Here is a 23,112-nt window from a genome sequence, read left to right as displayed (position 1 = left end):
CATGGCACAACCCGAATGGCATCTTGGTCAAACTTCTGCGCATTACGAAGGCCACGGCCCCGGCACGATTTCCAGCGGCAAGGGTGACTATGGCGGGGTCTCTTATGGCACCTACCAGTTTTCCACGCAGCCGGACGGCGGCTCGATGAAAGAGTTTTTGCACCTGTCGGTCTATCGGGACCAGTTCAAGGGATTGGAACCCGTGACGCCAGCATTCAATGCAAAATGGAAAGAGCTTGCGCAAAACGACCCCGGCTTTGCCCGGGATCAGTATGACGTGATGAAAGCAACGCACTACGACGCACTGGTCGCCCGGCTGAAGTCCGAGGGGATCGACCTGACCGGACGCGGCCCCGCCGTGCAGGATGCGTTGTGGAGCACCTCCGTGCAGTTCGGCCCCAACCACTGGCACGGCGCGGATGGTCCCGACGTTTTCGAGAAAGGTCTGCACGAAAAGTTCGGCAAGGACTACGAGTTGTCCAAGCTTTCGGATGCGGATGTCGTCGAGGCCGTGCAGGACTACAAGATCAAACACAACGAAACGCTGTTCACGCATTCCCCCAAGCAATGGGCCTCGCTTGAAAACCGGGCAAGGAACGAAAAAGCCGACCTGCTGAAGTTAGCTGGCGAAAAAATTGCCGCCAAGGAAAGCACGGCTCCACAAACACTCTCCAGGCACACGGCGCATATCCATGCCGCGCATGGACAGGCACTGGAACAAGGCGCCCACGGCCCTGCCGTCACCACCCTGCAAGCCGACCTCTCCAAGCTGGGCTACGGCCAGGATCGGAACCAGTCGCTCAAGGTCGACGGCGACTTCGGCCCCCATACCCGTCAAGCCGTCGAACGCTTCCAGCACGACCACCACCTCACCATGGACGGCAAGGCCGGCCCCGTGACTCAACAGGCCATGCACTCGGCACTGCGGCAGCATTCCATGGCGCACGCCCTGAGCGATCCGAAAAATCCCGACCATGCCCTGTACGAGCAGGCGCTGGCCGGCGTGCGTACCCTTGATGCGCATGGCCACCCTACCGATCAGCAACGTCTCAACCTTGCTGCATCGCTGGCCGTCGAGGCCAAACAGCAAGGCATGACGCGCATCGACCAGGTGGCCCTCGGCGACAACGGCAGCCGGGTCTACATCGCCCAGCATCCGACATCGCCGATGGAGATGGCGAAGTTTGGCTCCGTCGATACCGTGGCCGCCTTGCAGACGCCGATGGCCCAAAGCTCCGCGATGGCAGCCTCCGCACCGCCACCGTCCATCGCGCCGCAGGCACCGGTCATTCAACCGTCCGCACCTGCCCAAGCCATGGTCCTGTGATGCGAATGGATCGCCGATGACTCGCCAGCCCATGCTCGGCAACCACGCCTTCCGTTTTGCCTCGGGGCAAGGCGGCGTCATGATCGTCGGCTACCGCATCGTCATCCAAGCATTCAACGAGGCAGTGAAGGATGAGTCAGGGAAAATTGATTTCCACGGTGATAACGCTCCTAGTTGCCCTGCTCGGCGGCCTCTACTTCGCTGACTGGCTCACGCTGTGGCTGCTCGGCCTGAAGGGCTCGCCCCTGACCTGGAATACCTGGTGGCAGTACCACCAGGCCGCCAGCCTGCCGCAATACGCGCCATACGCCGGCAAGATCAAGCTGGCCGGTGGCCTCGGCTTCGGACTGCCCCTGCTTGCGTGGCTGCTGCTATTGATTCCGTTGTCCCGGCGCAGGGTCGAATCCCTGCACGGCGACGCCCGTTTCGCCGGTCTGCATGACCTGAAGAAAGCCGGGCTGCTCACGCAGACTCCGCAGGGCATTCTCGTCGGCAAGTACAGGGGACACTACCTGTGGTTGAACGGCGCTCAGCATGCGATCGCCATTTCGCCCACTCGGTCCGGCAAGACCACCAGCATCGCCATTCCCGTGCTGCTTTCCTACGCCCAGTCGATGGTGGTACTCGATCTCAAGGGGGAGTTGTTCAAGTCCACCAGCGGCTGGAGGGAAGCGCAAGGCCACTCCATTCGCGTGTGGGCACCTTACGACGATGCCGGAAACACCCACCGTTTCAATCCGATGTCCCTCATGGCCGGTCTGGATCCCGGCAAGCGCCTCGGCGAAATCCAGACCATGTCGGCCATCCTCTACCCGGACGAGACGGGCAAGGATCCTTTCTGGATCAGCCAGTCGCGCGCCGCCTTCGCCGCCTTCGCCTCTTTCATGTTCGAGGTCTGGGACGCCCAGGTGCTGGCCCAGCAGAACGCCGGCAGTCCCGTGTCGATGCGGCTCGATCCGGACACGTCTGCTCTGTTCCCCAGCCTTGAACGCATCCTGCGTCTTTCCAGCGGCATGGGCGGCAAGAGCAGCAGGGAGACGTTGCAGCAAATTCTCGCCGATCCGGCCTATGCCTGCGTCAGCACGCAGACGCGCACCGTGTTCGGCAATCTTCTGGGGCTTGCCGAGCAGACCTTCTCCTCGGTCATCGCGACCGTGCAGGCACCATTGCAGCAGTTCCTGAGCCCGATCCTGGCAGCCGCCACCAACGCCACGGATTTCGACGTCACTGCGCTGCGCAAGCGCCCCACCACCCTTTACGTCATCATCCCAACGAACAAGCTGGATGAGAGCAGCAAGCTCTTGAACATCTTCTTCAGCACCGTGATCGGCTCCAACCTCGGCAGGCAGCTGGGCGAAGAGCCCGACCTCAAATACCAGTTGCTGATGCTGATGGACGAATTCACTGCCATGGGCCGCGTGGACGTGTGGGCCAAGCGCATCTCGATCTCGGCCAGCTACGGCGTGCGCGACCTGTGCATCGTGCAGAGCCGGTCGCAGTTGCGCTCGACCTATGGCGACCACGACGCGCAGAACTTCATCACCAATCACGGCGCACAGATCGTGTTCGCCCCGCGCGAACAGGCCGACGCCAACGAATACAGCGAAATGCTCGGCTACAAGACAGTGCGCAGGAAACAGCGCAGCGAAAGCCGTGGCCGTGGCAACAACCAGGTCTCGACGAGCTACAGCGAAGAGAAGCGTGCGCTTTTCCTTCCGCAGGAGATCAAGGAGCTTCCGCAGGATGAGGAGATCATCTTCTACGAGGGCTGCAAACCTATCCGCGCACGCAAGAACTGGTTCTTCAGGGACAAAGAGCTCAAGGCGAGAGCCGACTTGCCTCCGGCAAAAATCAAACCGATAGCCCGCAATCCTGCAGGCGAAGCGACAAGGAACATCGTTCGGCCGCAGCAGGGACAAGCTGCGACGTGGTTGGCGCAGTAGGTCGTGCCGCGACTCCAGAAGACTTCGACCCGACCTACCCCAAACCCGACGATGAAGCATCAGCACCGATTCTTGAGGACCCGATCACCATCTCCACGACCCATGCTTGTATGGCGCTCACTTCCAATCATGAAATCTCGAATCCAACCCGTCTTGTTCCTCACCTTGACCGCGATCACAGGATGCTCCATGGCACACGGCGACCCAAGCAACCCGAAAAAGAACCCACACCCCGTCAAGCGCTATGAAATCACCGCCACGACTGAGGCTCCGGGCCCATGGGATTCGGTAAGCGGCACGGTGTTTTTCGACGTCGTCAATGTGGACTGCGTGCCGCAGGGGGCATTCACTGGCGGACGGAACATCCCGAATGTCAGCCATGAATTCGAAATGACCCGCATGGATGGAAAAACCTGGAAGGGCCTTTTCCATCGCGACCTGCTGCAAGACGAAAACTATTTCGGCAAGGGCGTCTGCCATTGGGACGCGACGGGCATGGGTCCGGTTTTTGTTGTACACGGCGCAACGTTCTCTCCGACGAGAGGCCTGGAACAAGCGATCAGGGCCGGGTCGTACACCGAGTACTTCAAGAAGAGCGCCTACAAGGACCGCTCCTTTACCGACATGAGTGCGCTGGAGTTCCTGCCAAACTCCCCTGAAGTCGCCAAGCATCCCGAGGACTTCTTCCCGATCACGGTCACCATCAAGGAGGCCGGGCCGTGAGTCCAACAGCAAGGGAACAAGCCGATGCCGCCAGCGACGCCTACACAAACCACCCAAATTACCTGCACGACAACAAGCCCGTTTACCTGGGCGGCGCCGAGTACAAAATCATTGGCTACAGGAATGATTCAACCTCGGGCTTCCACGCCACGGCCTATCAAAGCGTGGCCACGCACGAAATCATCATCGCCTACCGCGGCACCGATCCCGCCATCAAGGACATCACGAGCCACACCCTCACGACACTCCAGGACATTGCCGTCGATGCAACAATGGTGCGCGATCGAATCAATCCGCAGGAGGCCGCCGCAAGCGACTTCACCAGAGAAATAATCGACAAGGCGAAGATGCAGGGCATCTCGACGGACCAGATCACCGTCGCCGGCCACTCGCTGGGCGGCACCCTGGCTGAAATCGAGGCGTACAAGTACGGCCTGAGCGGTGCGACCTTCAACGCCTATGGAGCGGCAAGCCTGGATTACGGCGTGCCCGAGGGCGGCAGCAAGATCATCGACTATGTGATGGCGGGCGATGTGGTCAGCGCCGCCAGTCATCACAACGGTCGTGTTGCGACACTTGCCAGCCCAGAGGACCTGGAGAACATGCGGTCTGGACGCTACCTGGATCCGCCAGCCGGTGCGCAGGCGCCCAATCCTTTCCTGGCCATGAGCCTGGATGACCACAGCATCAAGCACTTCGCCCCCGGTCCCGGCGACCACATGGCAAGCGTCCTTGATCCAGATGCGTTAGCTCAATGCGAGAGGAATTACGCAGACAACAAGGCCGCCATCGATGCCTACCGCAACGATGTCTATCGCGAGCGCGGCGAATTGTCCGAAGCGTTGCGCCAAGCTCAAGGCCACGGCGCTCGCGCGCAACTTCCGCCGGACATCCGCAAGCAGTTGGACGAATACCTGACGGTGAATGTGGATCCGCTCATACAGAAGAAGGTCGAGCAGAACGGCGTCGTACTGGGTGCGGAACACGGGTTGCAAGCAGGCGCCGACGCTGCGCACGCGGGCGGCCAATATGTGCAGTCACAGTTTGAGCATGTGGCAACGGCAGTACACAAGGCGGGCGACGCTATGACGCCCGTCAATCCCATCGCGCCGCTGGCAGGCACCATCGCCGGCGAAGCCGCGCATTTGCAGGGACAGGCGGCACATGCCATAGGCGACCTCGCCGCAAACAGCCTGCACGCCACCCAAGAGGCGATCGAACGCGGCACGCACCGCGCCGCACGAACCATCGATGCAGCCGTCCACAGCTCCGAGGTCCAGGCAGGGGTCATTCATCTCGTCAACCGCGCCGTCGGTAAGTATCGAGCAGTCGAAGACGCCGGCCATGCAGCCGAGCAGACCTATGACCATGCCAAACAGGCCGTGTCGCACGGTACCGATGCAGCCAAACAGACGGCCGCCAAGGCTTATGACGACACTCGACAAGCCGTGACGCACGGCATCCAGGCTGCCGAGCACACCGCCGCAAAGGCTTACGACCATACCCGGCAAGCTGTCTCGCAAGGCATCGCCACCGCCGAGCACGCGGCCTCGCAGGCCTACAACAGCACCAGACAGGCCGTGTCACACGGTGCGGATGTCGCCGAGCACGCAGTCGGCCACGCTTACGACAAACTGACACATCCGGGGCAGTGGTTTGGGCACGACGCGGCTCCTACAACCGCCGCGCAGCTGCAACATCCGCTTTCGCGTCCGACGGCGGAATCGCCCTATACGCATGATGATCCACGCCATGCGGCAAACCCTGATCACGCGCTGTACCAGCAACTGCACGAGCGCATCCCGGCGGCCGGTGAAAAGCGTCTGTTGCAGTTCACCGCGGCCTGCCACGCCGGCGGCATCACCCACGACAACATCGGCCCGATCGCCTACGACGAGAGCCGCGGCATCATGCATTTCATGACGGTGTCGGAACTCAGGCCCCCCGTCGCGGTGGACGTGAAAACACCTTCGCCCGATCCGCAGCACTCCATTCACCAGATCCAGCAAGCCAATCAACTGCAGGCCCATATCCATGGCCAATCCCAGGCTCACGGCGCGCAAATCGGGCAATAGCAAGCTCCCCGCACGCACGAGGTCGGTACGTAGCCATGACACCGGCTCGATGACAGGTCATCGGCCAGGATCGAGTTGCCTGGCACGTGCAACAACCATGTCGCGCGTACATCGCTAAACTGGTGCGATGCCGCTCGCACCCGCCTTGTTGAATCTTCTGCACGACACATTGCCGCCCGGGGCACTCTCGATCGCCGAAGCCGATCGCCTTGCCTGCGCACACGACAACTCGCGGCTCGACGCGTTGCCCGATGCGGTGGCATTCCCCGCCGAGCATGTACAAGTAGAGGCTCTGGTACGCGCCTGCCGGGAGCATCGCGTGCCGATCACCGCGCGCGGCGGCGGCACCAGTTCCACCGGCGCCTCGGTGCCGATGGCAGGCGGCGTGGTGGCGAATTTCATGCGCATGGATCGCATCCTGCGCATCGACCCGGACAACCGCCTCGCCGTGGTGGAGCCGGGTGTGACGAACGAGGCGCTGCAGCAGGCACTGGCGCCGCACGGCTTCTTCTGGGCGCCCGATCCAGGCTCGGCGCCATGGTGCACGGTGGGCGGCAACCTTGCCTGCAACGCCTCCGGGCCGCACGCGGTGAAATACGGCTCGACCCGCGACAACGTGCTGGGCCTGCGCGCCGTGGCCGGCAACGGCGAAAGCTTCCGCTGCGGCGCGCAGACCACCAAGAGCGCGATCGGCTACGACCTCACGCGCCTGCTGGTCGGCTCGGAAGGCACGCTGGCCCTGATCACCGAGGCCACCCTCAAACTCACGCCGAAGCCCCTGGCGGTGCGCACGCTGCGTGCCACGTATCGCAATACCGCGGCAGCGATACAGGCAGTGGCGCGCATCATGGCGCAGCCGGCCACGCCATGCGCGCTGGAGTTCATGGATGCGCTGGCGCTGAAGCTGGCCCGCGAGCATCAGCCCGAAGCCGGCATACCCTCGACCGAAGCGCTGCTGATGATCGAGCTGGACGGTGCGCCGGACGCACTGGACAGCGCTGTGGCCGCCGTCGAGTCCGCCGCCCGCGTGGACGGCCTGGTGCAACTGGAGGTAGCCCGCGACGAGGCGCAGACCCGCGCGCTGTGGGCCGCGCGCAAGGCGCTCTCCTTCGCCCAGCGCGCCGCCACGCAGCACAAGATCAACGAGGACGTGGTGGTGCCAGTGAGCCGCCTGCCCGAGCTGGTGGATGGCGTGCGCCAACTGGCGGAAAGGCATGCCGTGCCCATCGTGAGCTTCGGTCATGCCGGCAACGGCAACCTGCACGTGAACCTGCTGCCGCGCGACGTGGACGAGATCGAACGCGCCTACGCCGCGTTGCCCGCGCTGTTCGCGCTGGTGATCGCGCTGGACGGCACGATCTCGGGCGAGCACGGCATCGGCGTGGTCAAGCGCGAGTTCATGCCGCTGGCGCTGTCGAGCGAAGCACTTGACCTGATGCGCGGCATCAAGGCTGCATTCGATCCCGATGGCATCCTCAATCCCGGCAAGCTGCTACCGTAGTTGCTCGCATTCGACAGGGAAATCGCATGAAGCGTGTGTTGCTTGCAGTAGTGGCCGTGCTGTGTCTCGCATTGAATGCCTGCAGCCAGCAGGCACTCATCGACAGAATGGAGCCCAAGGCCGAATCGTCCTCGGCCAAGACCATCATCGACCAGTTGCGCAATGGCGATATCGATGCCGTGAAGGCGCAGCTCGATCCGAAGTACCTCAGCCCGGACATCGACGGCAAGTTGCGCAGTGTGGCTTCGACATTCCCGGACAATCCACCGGAATCCGTAAAAACCGTCGGCGCCTATACCACCCATTTCAGCAAGTTCGGCTCGCATGAACAGAGCGTCGTGTTCAACTTGACGTATGAGTACGAATTTCGCGACACCTGGGTCGTCGCCAACGTCATGCTAAAACGGCAAGGCGGCAAGCTCATGCTCGAAGGCCTGCGCGCCAAGCGCCTCGCCGGCCCCCTGGAGGCCAGCAATGCATTTACCTTCAAGGACAAGAGCGTCACGCACTGGCTGATGTTCGCCCTGCTCATCGCGGACGTGTTGTTGTGCGTGTACGCCTTCGTGCTGTGCCTGCGCACGCCTATCGCGCGACGCAAATGGCTGTGGGCGCTGTTCACTCTCGTCGGGGTGACTACGCTGCATTTCGATTGGAGCAGCGGAAAGTTCTCGTTCCAGCCCTTGAGTGTGCAGCTGCTCAGCGGATCGGCCGTAGCGCAAGTCTACGGACCACTGGTCCTCGGCCTGTCGATCCCGCTCGGCGCGGTCTGGTTCCTGATAGTACGACGCAGGTTGATCGCCGCATCCAAACCGCCTCCGCTGCCGGATGTCCCGGCGTAACCATGAATGCGTCCGCCAGCAACGACGTCGCAGCCTTCCAAGCGCTACTGGCCGAGATCCGCGGCTGCCGTATCTGCGAAGCACACCTGCCATTGGGACCGCGTCCCGTATTGCAGGCGTCGCCGCAGTCGCGGCTGCTGATCGTGAGCCAGGCGCCGGGACGCAAGGTGCACGAAACCGGCATCCCCTTCAACGACGTCAGCGGCGATCGCCTGCGCGAATGGCTGGGCGTGGACCGCGGTGCTTTTTATGACGAGGGAAAGATCGCCATCGTACCGATGGGTTTCTGTTTTCCCGGCACCGGCAAGGGTGGCGATCTGCCGCCGCGCCCGGAGTGCGCGCCCACCTGGCACCCGCGCCTCCTGCCGCATCTGCAGCAGGTTCGGCTGACGCTGGCGATCGGCCAGTACGCGCAAGTCGGCCTGCTCGGCGAGCGGCGCGGCCGCACGCTCACCGATACCGTGTTGGCCTGGCGCGAGCATCTCGCGCACGGCGTGCTGCCGCTGCCGCATCCCAGCCCGCGCAACCGGCTGTGGCTGACGCGCAATCCATGGTTCGAGGCGGAGCTGCTGCCGGTGCTGCGTCGACAGGTTGCGGCAGCGCTTGCCGGGTAACCTCAGGCGCCACGCCTGGCAAAGATCAGGTGCAGGCCGAACAGCATGAATACCGCACCGGCACAGCCGTCGATCCAGCGTCGCAGACGCAGGTAGCCCCGGCGCATTGCCGGCAGCGCGAACACGCCGGCCACCAGGGCGAACCACAGCAGCGTCTCGGCCACCACCATCAGCCACAGCCCCCAGCGTGCCCAGGCACTCTGGCCATCGCCGACGAAGGCGGAGAAGATGCTGCCGAAATACACCACCACCTTGGGGTTGGCGAGGTTGGTGAACAGGCCGTTGCGCATGGCGCGCCACGCGCCGTCGGCCAATTTCACCGCGTGCATCGGCGCGCCGCCGGCAGGCGCGGACAGCGCGCCGCGCAGCATCTTCAGGCCCATCCAGCACAGATAGGCGCCGCCGCACACCGCGATCGCTCGCTCCAGCCACAGCACCCGATGCAGCAGCAGTTGCAGGCCGAGCAACGCCAGCGCAGCCCACACCGCCACGCCCAGCGTGATGCCCAGCACGCCAGCCAGCGCCTCGCGGCGCGAGTGGCTCACCGCGGTCTGCGAGACGTAGAAGAAATCCGGACCCGGGCTCATCAGGGCGATCAGCTGGACCACGGCGATGGTCAGGAACAAGCTCATGCAACACGCTCCGGACGGGATGGCGGAAGCGCAGTTTAGCCGCACTCGGACGATGCGCCGCGCCTTGCTGCACAGCCGGAGCTTCCTCTACTCTCGCCCGATTCCAAGCAGCATGGCCACGGGATCGTCCCCGGCCGCACAGGGGATCCAGACCCATGAGCCTCAAGCTCCGCCTCGTCGTCCTCAACTTCTTCCAGTACTACATCTGGGGCGCGTGGCTGCTGACGATCGGCACGTGGTGGTTCCAGACCCTGCACTGGTCGGGCACCAGCTTCGGCGCGATCTTCTCGACGATGGGCATCGCCTCGCTGTTCATGCCTTCGCTGGCAGGCATCGTGGCGGACAAGTGGATCAACGCGGAGCGCCTGTACGGCCTGTTCCAGATCGTGGGCGCGCTGGTGCTGTTCGCGATACCGCACGCGGCCGACCCGCAGCAGATGTTCTGGGTGGTGCTGCTGTACATGTGCTTCTACATGCCCACCATCTCGCTTGCCATCACGGTGGCGTTCAACGCGCTCAAGCAGGAGGGGCAGGACGTGGTGAGCACCTACCCGCCGATCCGCGTGTGGGGCACGGTGGGTTTCATCGCCGCCACCTGGACCACCAGCCTGCTCGGCTTCAAGGCGTCGCCGGCGCAGTTCTATGTGGCCGCGGGCGCCTCGCTGCTGCTGGGCCTTTACGCGTTCACGCTGCCGAAGTGCCCACCCAAGCTCGATGCCACGCACAGCCGCAGCCTGACGGATCGCCTCGGCCTCACTTCGTTCGTGTTGTTCAAGAACCGCAACATGGCGGTGTTCTTCGTCTTCGCCATGTTGCTGGGCGCGGCGCTGCAGCTCACCAACGCCTACGGCGACGCCTTCCTCAGCGACTTCGTCAAGGTGCCGGCCTACGCGAATCTGCTGACGGTGAAGTACTCGACCATCATCATCTCGATCTCGCAGTTCTCCGAAACCGCGTTCATCCTCACCATCCCGTTCTTCCTGAAACGCTTCGGCATCAAGGCGGTGATGACGATGAGCATGCTGGCCTGGGTGCTGCGCTTCGGCCTGTTCGCGTTCGGCAACCCGGACCCGCTCGGCGGCCTGTGGATGATCGTGCTGTCGTGCATCGTGTACGGCATGGCGTTCGACTTCTTCAACATCTCCGGCTCGCTGTTCGTCGAGGGGCAGGCCGACCCGAAGATCCGCGCCAGCGCGCAGGGGCTGTTCATGCTGATGACCAACGGCGTTGGCGCGGTGCTGGGCAGCCTGATCGCCGGCTTCGTGATCGACCACTTCTTCACCGACCACACCTGCAACGATGCCTTGCTGATCTGCAAGGACTGGCATGGCATCTGGCTGGCCTTCGCCGGCTACGCACTGGTGATGGCGTTGCTGTTCGTACCGCTGTTCAGGCATCGCCACAACGCAGGTGCCGCCCGCGGCATGCCCACGCACTGAGCCTCAGTCCAGCAAGCGACTCTCCATCACCCGGTCGCGTCCACCGGACTTGGCCGCATACAGCGCGAGGTCCGCGGCGCGCATCCAGCTCGACAGGTCGCGGCAGCGCACTCCATCGAAGGGTGCCACGCCGATGCTGATCGTCAGCCGCTCCAGCGGCAGGTCGTCGGGCATGGTCAGTGCGGCGGTTCCCGCGCGCAGTCGCTCAGCCATCCGCATGCCGGCGGCCAGGCCGGTTCGCGGGCACAGCACGGCGAACTCCTCGCCGCCGATGCGCGCCACGAAGCAGGGGGCGCCGACCGCGCCGCCCAGATAATCGGTGAGGATGCGCAGCACGCGGTCGCCTTGCGGGTGGCCGATACTGTCGTTGATGCTCTTGAAATGATCGATGTCGATCAGCAGCAACACGTGCGCCGCGATGCCTGCTTCATGCGGCCCGTCCAGCAACTCGCTGGCCCGCTGCTGGAATGCACGCCGGTTCGCTATCCCGGTGAGAGGATCGCGCAATGCCTGCGCACGCAGTTCGGCGGCGTGCCGGCGCTGCGCGCGCAACAGCAAAACGAGCAGGCCGACAATGAGCGACAGGGCCCCGGCCAGGATTGCGATCATCGCGTTGGCCAGCCGTTGGCGCTGCTGCTGTTCGCGCCGACGTTCCGCTTCGGCCTTCACTGCCCTGAGCTGCAAGTCTTTCAGCTCATTGGCATGTTCCAGCTCGCTGATGCGCAATTCCTTCTCGCGGGTGGCATAGCGCTGCTCCAGCTCGGTTTCGACGAGGCGCTGCGCCGGCGTATCGACCGTGTCGTTGAGTCGCGACGCCTCGCGCTCGTCGTCCAGTGCCTGGCGCAGGTCGCCGACCTGTTCGGCCATCCGGCTCTCCACTTGCAGCATCCCGATCAACTGACCGTTGATGCCGGCCTGGCGTGCACGCACCACGGCTTCGCGCATCCGCGCGTAGGCCTGGCGATGCTGGCCCAGCGCCGCCTCGGCCAATGCGATGTCGGTGGTGGAATCCAGCGAATCGCTGATGCGTCCGGCACCCAGCTCCTGCTTGAGCGAGGCCTGCGACAACGCCATCGCCTCGCGCGCGCGGCCCTGCTTCAGGTACATCTTCGCCAGGTTGTCGCCCACCAGCACCACCAACTGTCCCGCCTTGGCCTTGGCGTAGTGCTCGCGCGAGCGCACGTAGGCCGCGGCCGCGTCATCGACCTTGTCCTGCGAGGCCAACGCGATGCCTGTGTCGTTCTCCACGTCGCCCATGCCGAACTCGTCGTTCAGCGCGCGATAACCCGCCAGCGCTTGCTGACACACGGGCAACGCCTTGTCCGGTTTGTCGTCGAGGGTGTAGGCGTCGCACAACTGATAACGCGCCCAGGCCATGATCCGGGGATCGGTCTGCCCCAGCACCTTGTTCGCTGCCTGCAAGGCTTCGCCCAGACCGGCACTGATGCCGTTGGCGATGTCGTGGCGCGCCTGCAGAAAGCCGGCAGCCGCAGCGGCTACCGGGTCGTGCGCCACCGCTGCAAGACTGTCGAGGCGCAGCGTGGCTTCGGCCAGCGCGGCATCGTCGTTGCTGTTGATCGCAGCCGTGCCCATGCCCCACAGCAATTCGCGTTCGCGCGCGGGCGGCAATGCGGTGCCGGCCCGGTCGAGCTGCTGGCGGACCGCGGCAATCAGGCTGTGCGGATTCGTCACCGCACGCTCGCGGAACGCATCCATGGAGGCGGCGGCCGCCGGCACTGCAACCAGCATCCCCAGCACACCCAGCCACGCCCTCTTCGGCATCCTAAGCCCACCCTGTCCTGCGGTTTTCCAGAATTTTAGGGCTTGTTCGACGTCGTCGCACCCTGGCACAGCCAATCTGCATCACCCCATCGCAGGTGCGTCAACCGCCGTCGCCTGGAAGCAGGTGTTCTTGCACCAGTTGGCTGCGCGAGGCATCTAGATTTCCATCCGTATCGAAGCGCAGCACAACCAGCCAGTCGTATACGTCGCCTGGCCACGACTTGTGACCGGTGATGGCTTTGGCGTCGCCGCCGAAGGCCTCGAGCAGCTTGTCGATGTGGCCGTGGTGCCATGCGATCAGCACTACCGGCGACTGGTTGTCCTTGCCCAAGGATTTCACCAGCTTGTCCACGTCCGCGTCGGCATACGGCTGCTCGATCGGCAGGCCGAGGCGCTGCGACAGCGGCGTCAGCGTGAGGCGCGGCCGGATGCTGGACTTGCTGTCCCTGGTGGCGATCAGTCGCCCCGGCAGCAGGCTCTGGCCATCGAGCTGCAGCGGATCGAAATAGGCGGCGTAGTCCTGCGCCCGCTGCTCGCCCTGCGGGCTCAAGCCGTTGCCCGAGGCCGGCTTCTCGGCATGCCGCACGATCAGCACGGTGACATTGCTCAGCCCGCGGCTGCCCTTGTCGCCGTGATCGTGGTGCGCCAGCGCCAACGTCGGCAACAACAGCGACAGCGAAAAAAGCATCCATGAGCGCTTGCGCCAGATCGTGTTCATGCAGTGCCTCCGTCGGTTCATCGGGTCCAAAAGATCAGGCAGGTACAATACCCGCATGCAAATCGGCCCCTACCGCATCGACCCGCCGCTGGCGCTGGCCCCCATGGCCGGCGTCACCGACAAGCCTTTCCGCCTGCTGTGCAAGCGGCTGGGCGCGGGCCTGGCCGTGTCCGAGATGACAACGGCCGACCCGCGCCTGTGGCATACACGCAAGTCGCTGCGCCGCATGGACCACGCGGGCGAACCCGAGCCGGTGAGCGTGCAGATCGCCGGCTACGATCCGGCGATGCTGGCCGAGGCCGCGCGCTTCAACGTGGCCAACGGCGCACAGATCGTCGACATCAACATGGGCTGCCCGGCGAAGAAAGTCTGCAACGTGTGGTCGGGCTCCGCCCTGCTGCAGGACGAGCCGCTGGTGGCGCGCATCTGCAAGGCAGTAGCGGATGCGGTGGAAGGACCGGTGACACTGAAGATCCGCACCGGCTGGGACCGCCAGAACAAAAACGCACTGGCCATCGCGCGCATCGCCGAGGACACTGGCATCGCCGCGCTCGCCGTGCACGGCCGCACCCGCGCCGACAAGTACGAAGGCGAAGCCGAATACGAAACCATCGCCGCGGTGAAGGCCAGCGTGCGCATCCCGGTATTCGCCAACGGCGACGTCACGACACCGCAGCAGGCCAGGCACGTGCTGGCCGCAACCGGCGCGGACGCGCTGATGATCGGCCGCGGCGCACAGGGCCGCCCTTGGATCTTCCGCGAGATCGCCCACTACCTCGCCACCGGCGAACTGCTGCCCGAACCCACGCACGCCGAAGTGGCGACGATCCTGCTCGGTCATCTGGAACACCTCTACGCCTTCTATGGCGAACAGGCCGGCGTGCGCATCGCGCGCAAGCACCTGGGCTGGTATGCGAAAGATCGGCCCGAGAATGCCGCGTTCCGGCAGGTGGCGAATCGCGCGGAGAGTGCGCAGGAGCAGTTGCGGCTGGTGCGTGATTATTTCGAGGCGTTGGCGGTTGGGGAATTGTTGGCGGCGTGATGGTTTAGGCCTGCAAATCGAGGGTCAATTCGAATTGGGACGGGCATCCGGCAACCAAGCCGCCAGCAGAAAGCGAGTGCGCTGCGTCGGCGCAACAATGCCAAGAATCGGCACAAATTCGTCACCATCCCGGCGCCATATGCCAAGCAGCCAATCGTCGCTGACACTCGTGACAAACGAGGCATGGCCAATGCAACCCAGCAACCATTCACCATGCCAGCGAATGGGAAAAAACACGCCTTTCATGAATCCCGAAAAGCCATTTTCGTGGCCATCCTTATGGTCGGCGTAGTAACTCTCTGGCCCTTCCTGGCTGTCCACCGTCTCGCCCCAGGAAAAGTACTGAACATCGGTATCTTGTTCGGCAAGTTTTCGCTGTGCTTCGAACTGTGCTTGCGCGTCGGCCGGAATGTGGCCACTTAGCGCGTCGGGGTCACGGTCGCGTACGTAACGCTCAAGAGTCTTGCTAGCCAGATTGGACAATCCTGTGCAATCAGCCCATGCACAATGCACATATTCCAGCGACGTGTGGTAGTCGTAACGCACATGTACTCTATTCGGGTCAGCCCAATTGCTTCCATCCCATTGCTGAACTTCGATATCGTTAGCTGCAGCACTGTCATCATGCGAGCTCAAGGCGTAGGCGTGCCCCTCGAATTCCACGAGCGACCAGTACGAATCATCCAAACTTACGCAGCCACGGTCGAACACCGCTGGCACAGGAGCAGGCTGCACTACCCGATCACGCCAGCTGAAAATGTAAAACACCATGCCCTCGCAGTTGCCAAACATAATCTGCGAAGAAAGAGCGCCCAATCGGAAGGCATCGAGGCGGTCCAGTTCCGGGTTGAGGAATTGACCCGCTGGGCCAACCAGCTTGGTCAGTGGGCCTGTATCGAACGGCAACGATCTTGTCGGATCGTATGACTGTTCCGTTGCCGTCTTGAAAACTGCGCCGTCACTTTCCCAACTTGGTGCTCCGGGCGATTGGCTTGTGAGGTACTTCGCGATGGCAGCAGGCAGAGGCGCGTCCTTTGGCGACGTGTCAAACACATGCTGAAGAAACGCAATGCGCTCCTGGTACAACGAAGCGCCTCCTGGGCCGAACACCGCTTCGTTACGTTCACTTAGCCAGTTGCGCTGATCGCGCAACAAGGCCTCCAACTGCGACGCGGCCTTGGCACGCGCTCGTTCAAACGCCTGTGCCATCTGGCTGTCGAGCTGTGACAGCTCGGGATCGGCGCAGATCTTCTGTTCGACCGTGCTCTTTGCCTTCGCGCAATCGAACCCCGCCGCTGACGCCAGCGGAACGACGCCCAGCAGGGCCACAGCCAACGAAAGCTTCATCCAGATCGAGCGCATGACCGTCCCTCTTGCCGTCCAGCGGCAAGGGATTCTTGCATGCCTTTCGATGCCTTCTGCGGCCGCGGGCGGGCAAGCTCGTGACAAGACGAGGGCAGACCGCGTCAATCCGTCAAACCGTCCTCGACGCGCCGGCAGGAAACACGGACCTTCAGGCAGCCAGCTCGCGCGGCAACTCCAGCATCGTCAGGCGAAGCCGCGGCGGTATCTCGGCGAGCACCTCGCCACGATGCCCGAGCAGGCGCAGCACGCCGTCCGCATCCTCGGTCAGCGCGGTGAGGCTTTCCACCCAGTCACCATCGTTCGCATAGATCAGGCCGTTCCGCTCGATCAGTCCGGCGCGGTGGATGTGCCCGCAGACGATGCCGTCGAGCTGGCGCCGTGCGACATCGTCGAGGCCGGCCTGCACGAAGCGCTCGATGTAGCGCTCGGCGGCGTTGCTGCGCCGCTTCACGAATTCCGACAGCGACCAGTAGCGCAGGCCGGCGCGCCGGCGCGCGATGTTGAGCCAGCGGTTGCAGGTGAGGATGCGGTAGTACAGCCAATCACCCAGGCGCTCCTGCAGGCCGCCGAACTGGGTGACGTTGTCGTAGTCATCGCCGTGCGTCACCAGCAGTCGGCGGCCGTCGGCGGTGACGTGGACCGCACGCCGTCGCACCCGCATGCCGGGCAGCATCAATCCACACACCCGCCGCAACGGGCGGTCGTGGTTGCCCGGCACGTAGACGATCTCCGTGCCGCGGGCATGCAGCGCGTGCAGCGCCTCGATCACCCGGGTATGCGCACCGCTCCATTGCGAACGGCGCTGCGCCATCCACCACAGGTCGACGATATCGCCCACCAGGTACAGCTGCCTGCAGCGCAGGCCGTCGAGGAAGTCCGCCAGCTCCGCCGCATGGCAATGCCGCGTGCCCAGGTGCACGTCGGAAATGAACACCGCGTTCCATGGCCGCTGCGTCACCGCGACGAGGCGCCTCATGCCGGCACGCTCCGCGCCTGCAGGTAGCGTTGTCGCTTGCGCGGACGCACGCACTCCAGGTCCACCTCGATGAGTCCGTCGATGGCGCCGCTGAAGTCCGGGTCCACGCCGAAGGCGAGGAAGCGCGCGCCGCCGGGTTCGCACAGCTCGGTGTATTGCTTGTAGAGCATCGGTACCGAGGCGCCCAGCCGGGCCAGTGCCGCCTTCAGCGAGTCGAACGCCGCATTGCCGTCGTCCTGGCCGTCAGGCGCGGATGGCGCTCCCGTGGCGACGAACGGCCGGCGCGCACTGGCCAACCGTTGCGCGCTGCCGTAATAGCGCCGGTAATAGTCCACGATCCGTTCACTCGCCTCGTGCGGCATGGCCGCGCTGATCGACACTGCGCCGTAGAGGTAGCGCACGCCCGGATAACGCTGCAGATATGCACCGATGCCCTGCCACAGGTAGTCGAGGCTGCGGCTGCCCCAGTAGTCGGGCACCACGAAACTCCGTCCCAACTCAAGCCCGGAGGCCAGTCGCGGCACCGCTTCGTCCTCGTAACGGAACAGCGATGCGGTGTAGAGGCCAGCCAGCCCGCTGCGCGCCAGCGCCTCGGCGCCGCGCATCACCCGGTAGGCACCGGCGATGCACGACGCCTGCGCATCCCACACCAGGATGTGGTCGTAGTGCGCGTCGTAGGCGTCGAGGTCACGGCTGCGTCCGGTGCCTTCGCCGACTTCGCGAAAACTCAACTCGCGCAGCCTGCCGATTTCCTGCAGCAGCGGAGAGCCGCCGGCATGGCGCGCCAGGCGGATCTGCTTGCCGTCGCCAGTGCAGCCGAGCAGTTCGGTGGCCTCCATCGCGCGCGCCAGCACGTCAGCGTCGATGGCCGCTGCCAGCGGCTGCCGGCCGACCGCGGCAACGGCCAGGGCGGCGGCAGGCCTGCGGCCGCTCGCGTAGACCGCGTGACGGATGCGTTTCAACGCCGCGCCTTCGTCCTCGTCCTGCGCCAGCGACAAGGCTTCGCCCACATACAGACGCATCGGGCGCTGGCGCCGCGCGAACATCTCCCTGGCCAGGAGTGCCGTCGAAGCCGGCCGCCATAGCGCGGAAATCCCATAGAACAACGCCGAGTTGCGCGCCTCGATGCGCACCGGCAACACGGGCGCCGAGGTGCGGCGCGCGAAGCGCAGGAAGCCGGGGCGCCAGCGCGTGTCGCGCACGCCGCCTGGTCCCAGCCGCGAGACTTCGCCGGCGGGAAACACGATCACGCATTCGCCATCGCGCAGCGCGCGCTCCACCCGGCGCAGGCTGGCCGCGCCGGCGCTGCCGCCGAACACGCGCACGGGCAACAACAATTCCGCCAGCGGCTCCACCAGCGCCAGCACTTCGTTGGCGACGATGCGCACGTCGCGACGCACTCGCCCCACCATGTCCAGCAACGCCAACGCGTCGAGCCCGCCGCAAGGGTGGTTGGCGACGATCAGCAGCGGCCCCTGCGGCGGAATGCGCGCCAGCGTTTGCTCGTCCACGTCGTAGCGCAGCTGCAGATAGCGCAGCGCCGCCTCGACGAAGGCGAAGCCGTGCAGCCCGGCGTGCTCCGCCTCCGCACAGAAGGCATTGATGCCATCCAGCCCCGACCAGCTGGCCCATCCGTGCAGCAGCGGAGCGGCGAGTCGCCCGCGGTGACCGCGGAACCAGTGCGGATAGCGTTGCTGCAAACGCTGCTCGATGGCTTGCATGGCGAGTCTCCCGGCTTGGCCTGCCGCAAGATTCCGCGGTTACCGGGACGGCTGCGTTGCGCTGCTGCGTCAACGGCGTGACAGGCCGGGCGTCGAATTCCCCATGGCGTTTGGACGGCCATCCGCCCATTGACGGATGCTGCGCCACGGCGTACCTTGCGCAGCGCCGAGGTTTTCATCTCTTTATTCGAATGAAGAGATGAAATTAAAAGGGAAGCCGGTGCGAATCCGGCGCTGCCCCGCAGCGGTATGTGGAAACGACCTTCGCCATCAGCACTGGGCGCAAGCGCCTGAGCGGGAAATCATCCGTTTCGTCTCGGATATTTCTGCAGCTCAGGCTCGATGCCCGGGAAGCGGCGGACAGTAGGCGGCCGGCGCATAGCCAGCCTCGTCCACGAGCCCGAAGACCTGCCCCGGCGAAGCCTGCGCGTCACGCGAAAGCATGCGCGCGGGCTTGTATCGGCCTGGCTCTCCGCGGGGAGCGCCGCGCCCGCCGCGTGCCATGCGGCGGTTGCGTCGCGCCCGCGTGAGCCGGTTCGCCCGCGGGGGCGAAGGTCAACGGAGCAGCAACCACTGCCCATCCTTCGTTCCTCTTTGCCCATATCCGCAAGAGGAATCATTCATGTCGCTCGTTACCCATCCTGGTTTTCCCCGCATCGGCCTGAAGCGGGAGCTGAAGCGTGCGCTGGAGGCGCACTGGCGAGGCGAAACGCCTGTCGAGGCCCTGCTCGATGCCGCCCGCGAGTTGCGCGCGCGGCACTGGCGGCTGGCGCGCGACGCCGGCGCCGATGTCGTGCCCTGCAACGATTTCAGCCTTTACGACCACGTGCTCGACACCGCCGTGCTGTTCGACGCGATCCCGGAACGCTACCGGGCGCTTTTCGCGGACAGCCGTCTGGACGGCTACTTCGCGATGGCTCGCGGCCATCGGCGCGACGGCCATGATCTGCATGCGCTGGAAATGACCAAATGGTTCGACACCAACTACCACTACCTCGTGCCGGAACTGCATGCCGGCCAGCATTTCGCCCTGACCGGCGACAAGCCGTTGGCCGAACTCCGCGAGGCGCAGGCGCTGGGCCACCGGGCGCGTCCGGTGCTGCTGGGTCCGGTGTCGTTCCTGCTGCTCTCCAAGACCGTGGACGGCAGCGACCGGCTGGCCTTGCTCGACAGACTGCTGCCCGCCTACGCCGAGTTGCTGCGCCAGCTGGCCGAAGCCGGCGCGGAATGGGTGCAACTGGACGAGCCCTGCCTGGTACTCGACCAGGACGCCGATGACCACGCCGCCTACCGCAAGGCCTATGCGGCGCTGGCCGCGGCGAACGGTCCCAGGATCCTGCTCGCCAGCTATTTCGGCGCCCTGGGCGACAACCTGGCGCTGGCCACGGAGCTGCCGGTGGATGGACTGCATGTCGACCTGGTGCGCGCGCCGCAGCAGCTCGATGCCGTGCTCGATGCGTTGCCCGCAGGCCGCGTGCTCAGCGCCGGCGTGGTCGATGGACGCAACGTATGGCGCAGCCGCCCCGGACAGGTGCTGCCGCTGTTGCGCAAGGCGCACACGCGGCTCGGTGGCGAACGGCTGTGGCTCGCCCCGTCCTGCTCGCTGCTGCATGTGCCGATCGACCTCGAGGCCGAGACGACCCTTCCCGCGGAACGCCGCGCCTCGATGGCGTTCGCGAAGCAGAAGCTGGAAGAATTGCGCGCCTACGCCGATGCGCTGGCCGGCCATCCCGAAGCCGAAGCCGCGCTGCTCGCGCAGCAGACCCTGCTCGACCGCCAGGCCGGGCAGGCCGGTGTGCTGAACCCGGCTGTGCGCGGCCGCCTGCAGGCGCTCAGTCCGCAATCGGCATTGCGTCGATCGGCCTACGCCTCGCGCCGCGTCGTACAGGCCGAAGTGCTGGCGCTGCCGCCGCTGCCCACCACCACGATCGGTTCCTTTCCGCAGACCGACGAACTGCGCCAGGCACGCGCCGCGCATCGCACCGGCAAGCTGGCCGACAAGGCCTACGAAGACCGGCTGAAGGCCGAGGTAGAACGCGTGGTGCGCTTCCAGGAGGAGATCGGGCTGGACGTGCTGGTGCACGGCGAGCCCGAGCGCAACGACATGGTGGAGTACTTCGGCGAGCAACTCGACGGCTACCTGTTCACCAAGCTCGGCTGGGTGCAGAGCTACGGCTCCCGCTGCGTGAAACCACCGGTGATCTGGGGTGACGTGGCAAGACCCGCGCCGATGACGGTGCGCTGGTCGGCCTTCGCGCAATCGCTTACCGACAAGCCGATGAAGGGCATGCTCACCGGCCCCGTGACCATGCTGCAGTGGTCCTTCGTGCGCGACGATCTGCCGCGCGAGACAGTCTGCCGGCAGATCGCGCTGGCGCTGCGCGACGAGGTGCACGACCTGGAAGCCGCCGGCATCCGCGCGATCCAGATCGACGAACCTGCGCTGCGCGAGGGCCTGCCACTGCGCCGCGCCGATTGGCCGACCTACCTCGCCTGGGCGGTGGAATGCTTCCGCATCACGGCCGGTGGCGTGCGTGACGCGACCCAGATCCACACCCACATGTGCTACTCGGAGTTCAACGACATCATCGAGGCGGTGGCCGCGATGGACGCCGACGTGATCTCGATCGAGACCAGCCGCTCGCGGATGGAATTGCTGGACGCCTTCGTGCGCTTCCGCTACCCCAACGGCATCGGCCCCGGCGTGTACGACATCCACTCGCCGCGCGTACCGACGCAGGAGGAAATGCTGGCCCTGCTTCGCAAAGCCCTGGAGGTGCTGGATGCCGGCCAACTGTGGGTGAACCCGGACTGCGGCCTGAAAACCCGCGACTGGGCCGAGGTGGAACCGGCGCTTCGCCGCATGGTGGGCTGCGCCCGCCAGCTGCGCACCGACATCGTGGCCTGACCCGTTCCTGGCACGGGAGCCGGTAGAAACGCCAAGGCGTGTTTCTACCGGCCATCCCCTGCGCTTCGCACGTGGCGCGGGGCAAGGCGAAGCCCCGGAACCGGTTTAAGATGCCGTCTGGACTGCCGATAACCCCTGCCAATGGACACCACCCAGCCCAGCACCAACCCGCACGACAAAGTCGAAGTGCTCAAGCTGCGCGAGGCACAGTGGCGCCATGTAGGCGGCCTGCTGCATCGTCTGCTGGCCCAACTGGCCGGCTCGGGCGATCTGCACAACCATGTGCTGGAGAGCACGCTGGCCGAACTGCGCGGGCTCATGCGCGAGCCTGGCGGCGACAACCGTATCGCCACCCTGCTCGGCACGCTGGCCAAAGCGGTGAAGTCGCCGGACGCCGCGTTCCGCCCCGAGCCGGATGCCGCACCGACGGCAGCCAACGAATTGCTGCTCGCCGTACTTGACTACCTCGCGCTGGAAGAACCTGCCGCGGATCTGGCCGAATTGCGCCAGCAGGTCGCCGGCTGCACCGATGCGCAGGCATTGTGCGAACACGGCAAGACACTGGCCGCACTGGTCAATCGCCGGCTGAAGCAACTGTCGGAAGAACGCCGCGCGGCGGCCCAGCTGCTGCACCATGTCAATTGCCACCTGGGATCGCTGACCGAATACCTCGACCAGGACGAAAGCGCCAACCACGCCGCCGTCACCGCCCGCCACGAATTGAACGGGCGCATGCTCGACGAAGTGCAGGCGCTGGACGAATACGCCAGCGCGGCGCCCGACCTTGCCAGCCTGCGCCATGACGTGCAGGCACGGCTGGCCACCATCCGCGACCACCTTGCCTCCGCGCGCGACCGCGAAGCGGAGCGCGAGCAGGATTGGCAGAAGCGCCTGAAGCGTTCGCGCCATCGCGTCCGTCAACTGGAAGACGACATCGAACGCATGGAGACCATGCTGGCGGCGAAGGGCCATCTGGTCGACACCGATGCCCTGACCGGCCTCGCCAACCGCCGCGCGCTGGAAGTGCGCATGCCCAACTTGTGCGACACGCCCATAGGTACCACCAGCCTGCTGATGGCGGACATCGACCATTTCAAGGAAATAAACGACCGCTTGGGGCACGGCGCCGGCGACCGCGCCCTGCGTATCGTCGCGGAGCAATTGGTGGCCGCGCTACGCCCGGGGGATTTCCTTGCCCGTTATGGCGGCGAGGAATTCGTGGCCATCCTGGAAGCCGGTCCGGAAGAAGCGATACTGGTGGCCGAACGCTTGCGTGAGCGGATCGAACGCACGCGCTTCCGCAGCCAGGATCAACCTGTGCACGTCACCTTGTCCTGCGGTGTCACCACCACGCGGGCCGGTGACACCCCCGAGAGCGTGTTCGAGCGCGCCGACCGCGCGCTGTACCAGGCCAAGCGTGCCGGTCGCAACCGCTGCATGGTGTTGTAAGAACCGCCCGGCAATACTCAGATCCGGGACCTTTCCAGCGTACGATGGGCCTAACCAC

Annotated in this window: 17 protein-coding genes and 1 riboswitch; of the genes, 11 read left to right on the top strand and 6 right to left on the bottom strand. The window is 65.0% G+C overall.

The window, feature by feature from the left end; all coding sequences use genetic code 11:
• The first annotated feature begins 1 nt into the window (after position 1).
• The 7 genes from IHE49_RS13655 to IHE49_RS13625 all read left to right on the top strand — a co-directional run bounded on the left by IHE49_RS13655 (position 2) and on the right by IHE49_RS13625 (position 9,022).
• Entirely contained in the window at positions 2-1,327 is a 1,326-nt protein-coding gene (locus tag IHE49_RS13655; RefSeq protein WP_192158788.1) for a peptidoglycan-binding domain-containing protein, read from the top strand.
• A 131-nt stretch (positions 1,328-1,458) separates the two neighbouring features.
• Complete coding sequence (locus IHE49_RS13650) at positions 1,459-3,270, top strand: type IV secretory system conjugative DNA transfer family protein (RefSeq protein WP_192158786.1); 1,812 nt, start codon at positions 1,459-1,461, stop codon at positions 3,268-3,270.
• 189 nt (positions 3,271-3,459) lie between these two features.
• Positions 3,460-3,993, top strand: a complete 534-nt coding sequence (locus tag IHE49_RS13645) for a hypothetical protein (RefSeq protein WP_192158784.1) — start codon at positions 3,460-3,462, stop codon at positions 3,991-3,993.
• On the top strand, positions 3,990-6,068 hold the full coding sequence (locus tag IHE49_RS13640; protein WP_192158782.1) for a hypothetical protein: 2,079 nt from the start codon (positions 3,990-3,992) through the stop codon (positions 6,066-6,068). Before IHE49_RS13645 ends, IHE49_RS13640 begins: the two co-directional genes overlap by 4 nt.
• A gap of 127 nt (positions 6,069-6,195) precedes the next feature.
• A complete protein-coding gene (locus IHE49_RS13635; protein WP_192158780.1) occupies positions 6,196-7,569 on the top strand; it encodes an FAD-linked oxidase C-terminal domain-containing protein in 1,374 nt (457 codons plus the stop codon).
• A gap of 107 nt (positions 7,570-7,676) precedes the next feature.
• On the top strand, positions 7,677-8,408 hold the full coding sequence (locus IHE49_RS13630) for a hypothetical protein (protein WP_192158778.1): 732 nt from the start codon (positions 7,677-7,679) through the stop codon (positions 8,406-8,408).
• A 2-nt stretch (positions 8,409-8,410) separates the two neighbouring features.
• Positions 8,411-9,022: a uracil-DNA glycosylase family protein gene (locus IHE49_RS13625; protein ID WP_192158776.1), complete on the top strand. Its 612-nt coding sequence runs from the start codon at positions 8,411-8,413 to the stop codon at positions 9,020-9,022.
• A 2-nt stretch (positions 9,023-9,024) separates the two neighbouring features.
• Here the strand turns inward: IHE49_RS13625 and IHE49_RS13620 are convergent, their stop codons facing one another.
• The gene (locus IHE49_RS13620) at positions 9,025-9,654 is read right to left on the bottom strand and encodes a homoserine/threonine efflux transporter (protein ID WP_192158774.1); all 630 of its coding nucleotides are present in this window, start codon (positions 9,652-9,654) and stop codon (positions 9,025-9,027) included.
• Positions 9,655-9,809: 155 nt separating this feature from the next.
• On the opposite strand from IHE49_RS13620, the gene IHE49_RS13615 reads away from it, so the two are divergent.
• Positions 9,810-11,093 (top strand): nucleoside permease, encoded by a 1,284-nt coding sequence (locus tag IHE49_RS13615; protein ID WP_192158773.1) that lies wholly within the window; start codon positions 9,810-9,812, stop codon positions 11,091-11,093.
• Between the two features lie 3 nt (positions 11,094-11,096).
• On the opposite strand, the gene IHE49_RS13610 is transcribed toward IHE49_RS13615, so the two are convergent.
• On the bottom strand, positions 11,097-12,875 hold the full coding sequence (locus IHE49_RS13610) for a GGDEF domain-containing protein (protein WP_192158771.1): 1,779 nt from the start codon (positions 12,873-12,875) through the stop codon (positions 11,097-11,099).
• A 100-nt stretch (positions 12,876-12,975) separates the two neighbouring features.
• Positions 12,976-13,593 carry a flagellar basal body-associated protein FliL gene (locus IHE49_RS13605; RefSeq protein WP_192158768.1) on the bottom strand — a complete coding sequence of 206 codons (618 nt, stop codon included), beginning with the start codon at positions 13,591-13,593 and terminating at the stop codon, positions 12,976-12,978.
• Positions 13,594-13,648: 55 nt separating this feature from the next.
• Between IHE49_RS13605 and dusB the strand changes: the two genes are divergently transcribed.
• Complete coding sequence (dusB, locus tag IHE49_RS13600; protein WP_192158766.1) at positions 13,649-14,635, top strand: tRNA dihydrouridine synthase DusB; 987 nt, start codon at positions 13,649-13,651, stop codon at positions 14,633-14,635.
• A gap of 24 nt (positions 14,636-14,659) precedes the next feature.
• Here dusB and IHE49_RS13595 read toward each other — a convergent pair whose 3' ends face one another.
• The 3 genes from IHE49_RS13595 to IHE49_RS13585 form a co-directional block, all read right to left on the bottom strand.
• Positions 14,660-15,997 carry a lysozyme inhibitor LprI family protein gene (locus tag IHE49_RS13595; RefSeq protein ID WP_192158764.1) on the bottom strand — a complete coding sequence of 446 codons (1,338 nt, stop codon included), beginning with the start codon at positions 15,995-15,997 and terminating at the stop codon, positions 14,660-14,662.
• A gap of 151 nt (positions 15,998-16,148) precedes the next feature.
• Entirely contained in the window at positions 16,149-16,976 is an 828-nt protein-coding gene (locus tag IHE49_RS13590) for a UDP-2,3-diacylglucosamine diphosphatase (protein ID WP_192158763.1), read from the bottom strand.
• Positions 16,973-18,697, bottom strand: coding sequence for a lysophospholipid acyltransferase family protein (locus tag IHE49_RS13585; RefSeq protein WP_192158761.1), 1,725 nt, complete (start codon positions 18,695-18,697; stop codon positions 16,973-16,975). The genes IHE49_RS13590 and IHE49_RS13585 overlap by 4 nt, the downstream gene beginning before the upstream one ends.
• Before the next feature lie 152 nt (positions 18,698-18,849).
• A riboswitch (cobalamin riboswitch) is annotated at positions 18,850-19,128 on the top strand.
• Between the two features lie 191 nt (positions 19,129-19,319).
• On the opposite strand from IHE49_RS13585, the gene metE reads away from it, so the two are divergent.
• Positions 19,320-21,605, top strand: a complete 2,286-nt coding sequence (gene metE / locus IHE49_RS13580; RefSeq protein WP_192158759.1) for a 5-methyltetrahydropteroyltriglutamate--homocysteine S-methyltransferase — start codon at positions 19,320-19,322, stop codon at positions 21,603-21,605.
• 141 nt (positions 21,606-21,746) lie between these two features.
• The gene (locus IHE49_RS13575; RefSeq protein ID WP_192158757.1) at positions 21,747-23,054 is read left to right on the top strand and encodes a GGDEF domain-containing protein; all 1,308 of its coding nucleotides are present in this window, start codon (positions 21,747-21,749) and stop codon (positions 23,052-23,054) included.
• Positions 23,055-23,112: the final 58 nt, after the last annotated feature.

It is taken from the genome of Rhodanobacter sp. 7MK24 (genome assembly GCF_014842995.1).
Taxonomy (GTDB): Bacteria; Pseudomonadota; Gammaproteobacteria; order Xanthomonadales; family Rhodanobacteraceae; genus Rhodanobacter_A.
The sequence above is the reverse complement of the archived record's forward strand: the minus strand, read 5'-3'. Positions and strand labels throughout refer to the sequence as shown.

Coding starts and splice junctions, on each gene's coding strand:
- IHE49_RS13595 (WP_192158764.1), bottom strand. CDS start 15,997: ATGCGCTCGATCTGGATGAAGCTTTCGTTGGCTGTGGCCCTGCTGGGC.
- dusB (WP_192158766.1), top strand. CDS start 13,649: ATGCAAATCGGCCCCTACCGCATCGACCCGCCGCTGGCGCTGGCCCCC.
- IHE49_RS13590 (WP_192158763.1), bottom strand. CDS start 16,976: ATGAGGCGCCTCGTCGCGGTGACGCAGCGGCCATGGAACGCGGTGTTC.
- IHE49_RS13625 (WP_192158776.1), top strand. CDS start 8,411: ATGAATGCGTCCGCCAGCAACGACGTCGCAGCCTTCCAAGCGCTACTG.
- IHE49_RS13605 (WP_192158768.1), bottom strand. CDS start 13,593: ATGAACACGATCTGGCGCAAGCGCTCATGGATGCTTTTTTCGCTGTCG.
- IHE49_RS13630 (WP_192158778.1), top strand. CDS start 7,677: ATGGAGCCCAAGGCCGAATCGTCCTCGGCCAAGACCATCATCGACCAG.
- IHE49_RS13655 (WP_192158788.1), top strand. CDS start 2: ATGGCACAACCCGAATGGCATCTTGGTCAAACTTCTGCGCATTACGAA.
- IHE49_RS13650 (WP_192158786.1), top strand. CDS start 1,459: ATGAGTCAGGGAAAATTGATTTCCACGGTGATAACGCTCCTAGTTGCC.
- IHE49_RS13615 (WP_192158773.1), top strand. CDS start 9,810: ATGAGCCTCAAGCTCCGCCTCGTCGTCCTCAACTTCTTCCAGTACTAC.
- IHE49_RS13585 (WP_192158761.1), bottom strand. CDS start 18,697: ATGCAAGCCATCGAGCAGCGTTTGCAGCAACGCTATCCGCACTGGTTC.
- IHE49_RS13620 (WP_192158774.1), bottom strand. CDS start 9,654: ATGAGCTTGTTCCTGACCATCGCCGTGGTCCAGCTGATCGCCCTGATG.
- IHE49_RS13645 (WP_192158784.1), top strand. CDS start 3,460: ATGGCACACGGCGACCCAAGCAACCCGAAAAAGAACCCACACCCCGTC.
- metE (WP_192158759.1), top strand. CDS start 19,320: ATGTCGCTCGTTACCCATCCTGGTTTTCCCCGCATCGGCCTGAAGCGG.
- IHE49_RS13575 (WP_192158757.1), top strand. CDS start 21,747: ATGGACACCACCCAGCCCAGCACCAACCCGCACGACAAAGTCGAAGTG.
- IHE49_RS13610 (WP_192158771.1), bottom strand. CDS start 12,875: ATGCCGAAGAGGGCGTGGCTGGGTGTGCTGGGGATGCTGGTTGCAGTG.
- IHE49_RS13635 (WP_192158780.1), top strand. CDS start 6,196: ATGCCGCTCGCACCCGCCTTGTTGAATCTTCTGCACGACACATTGCCG.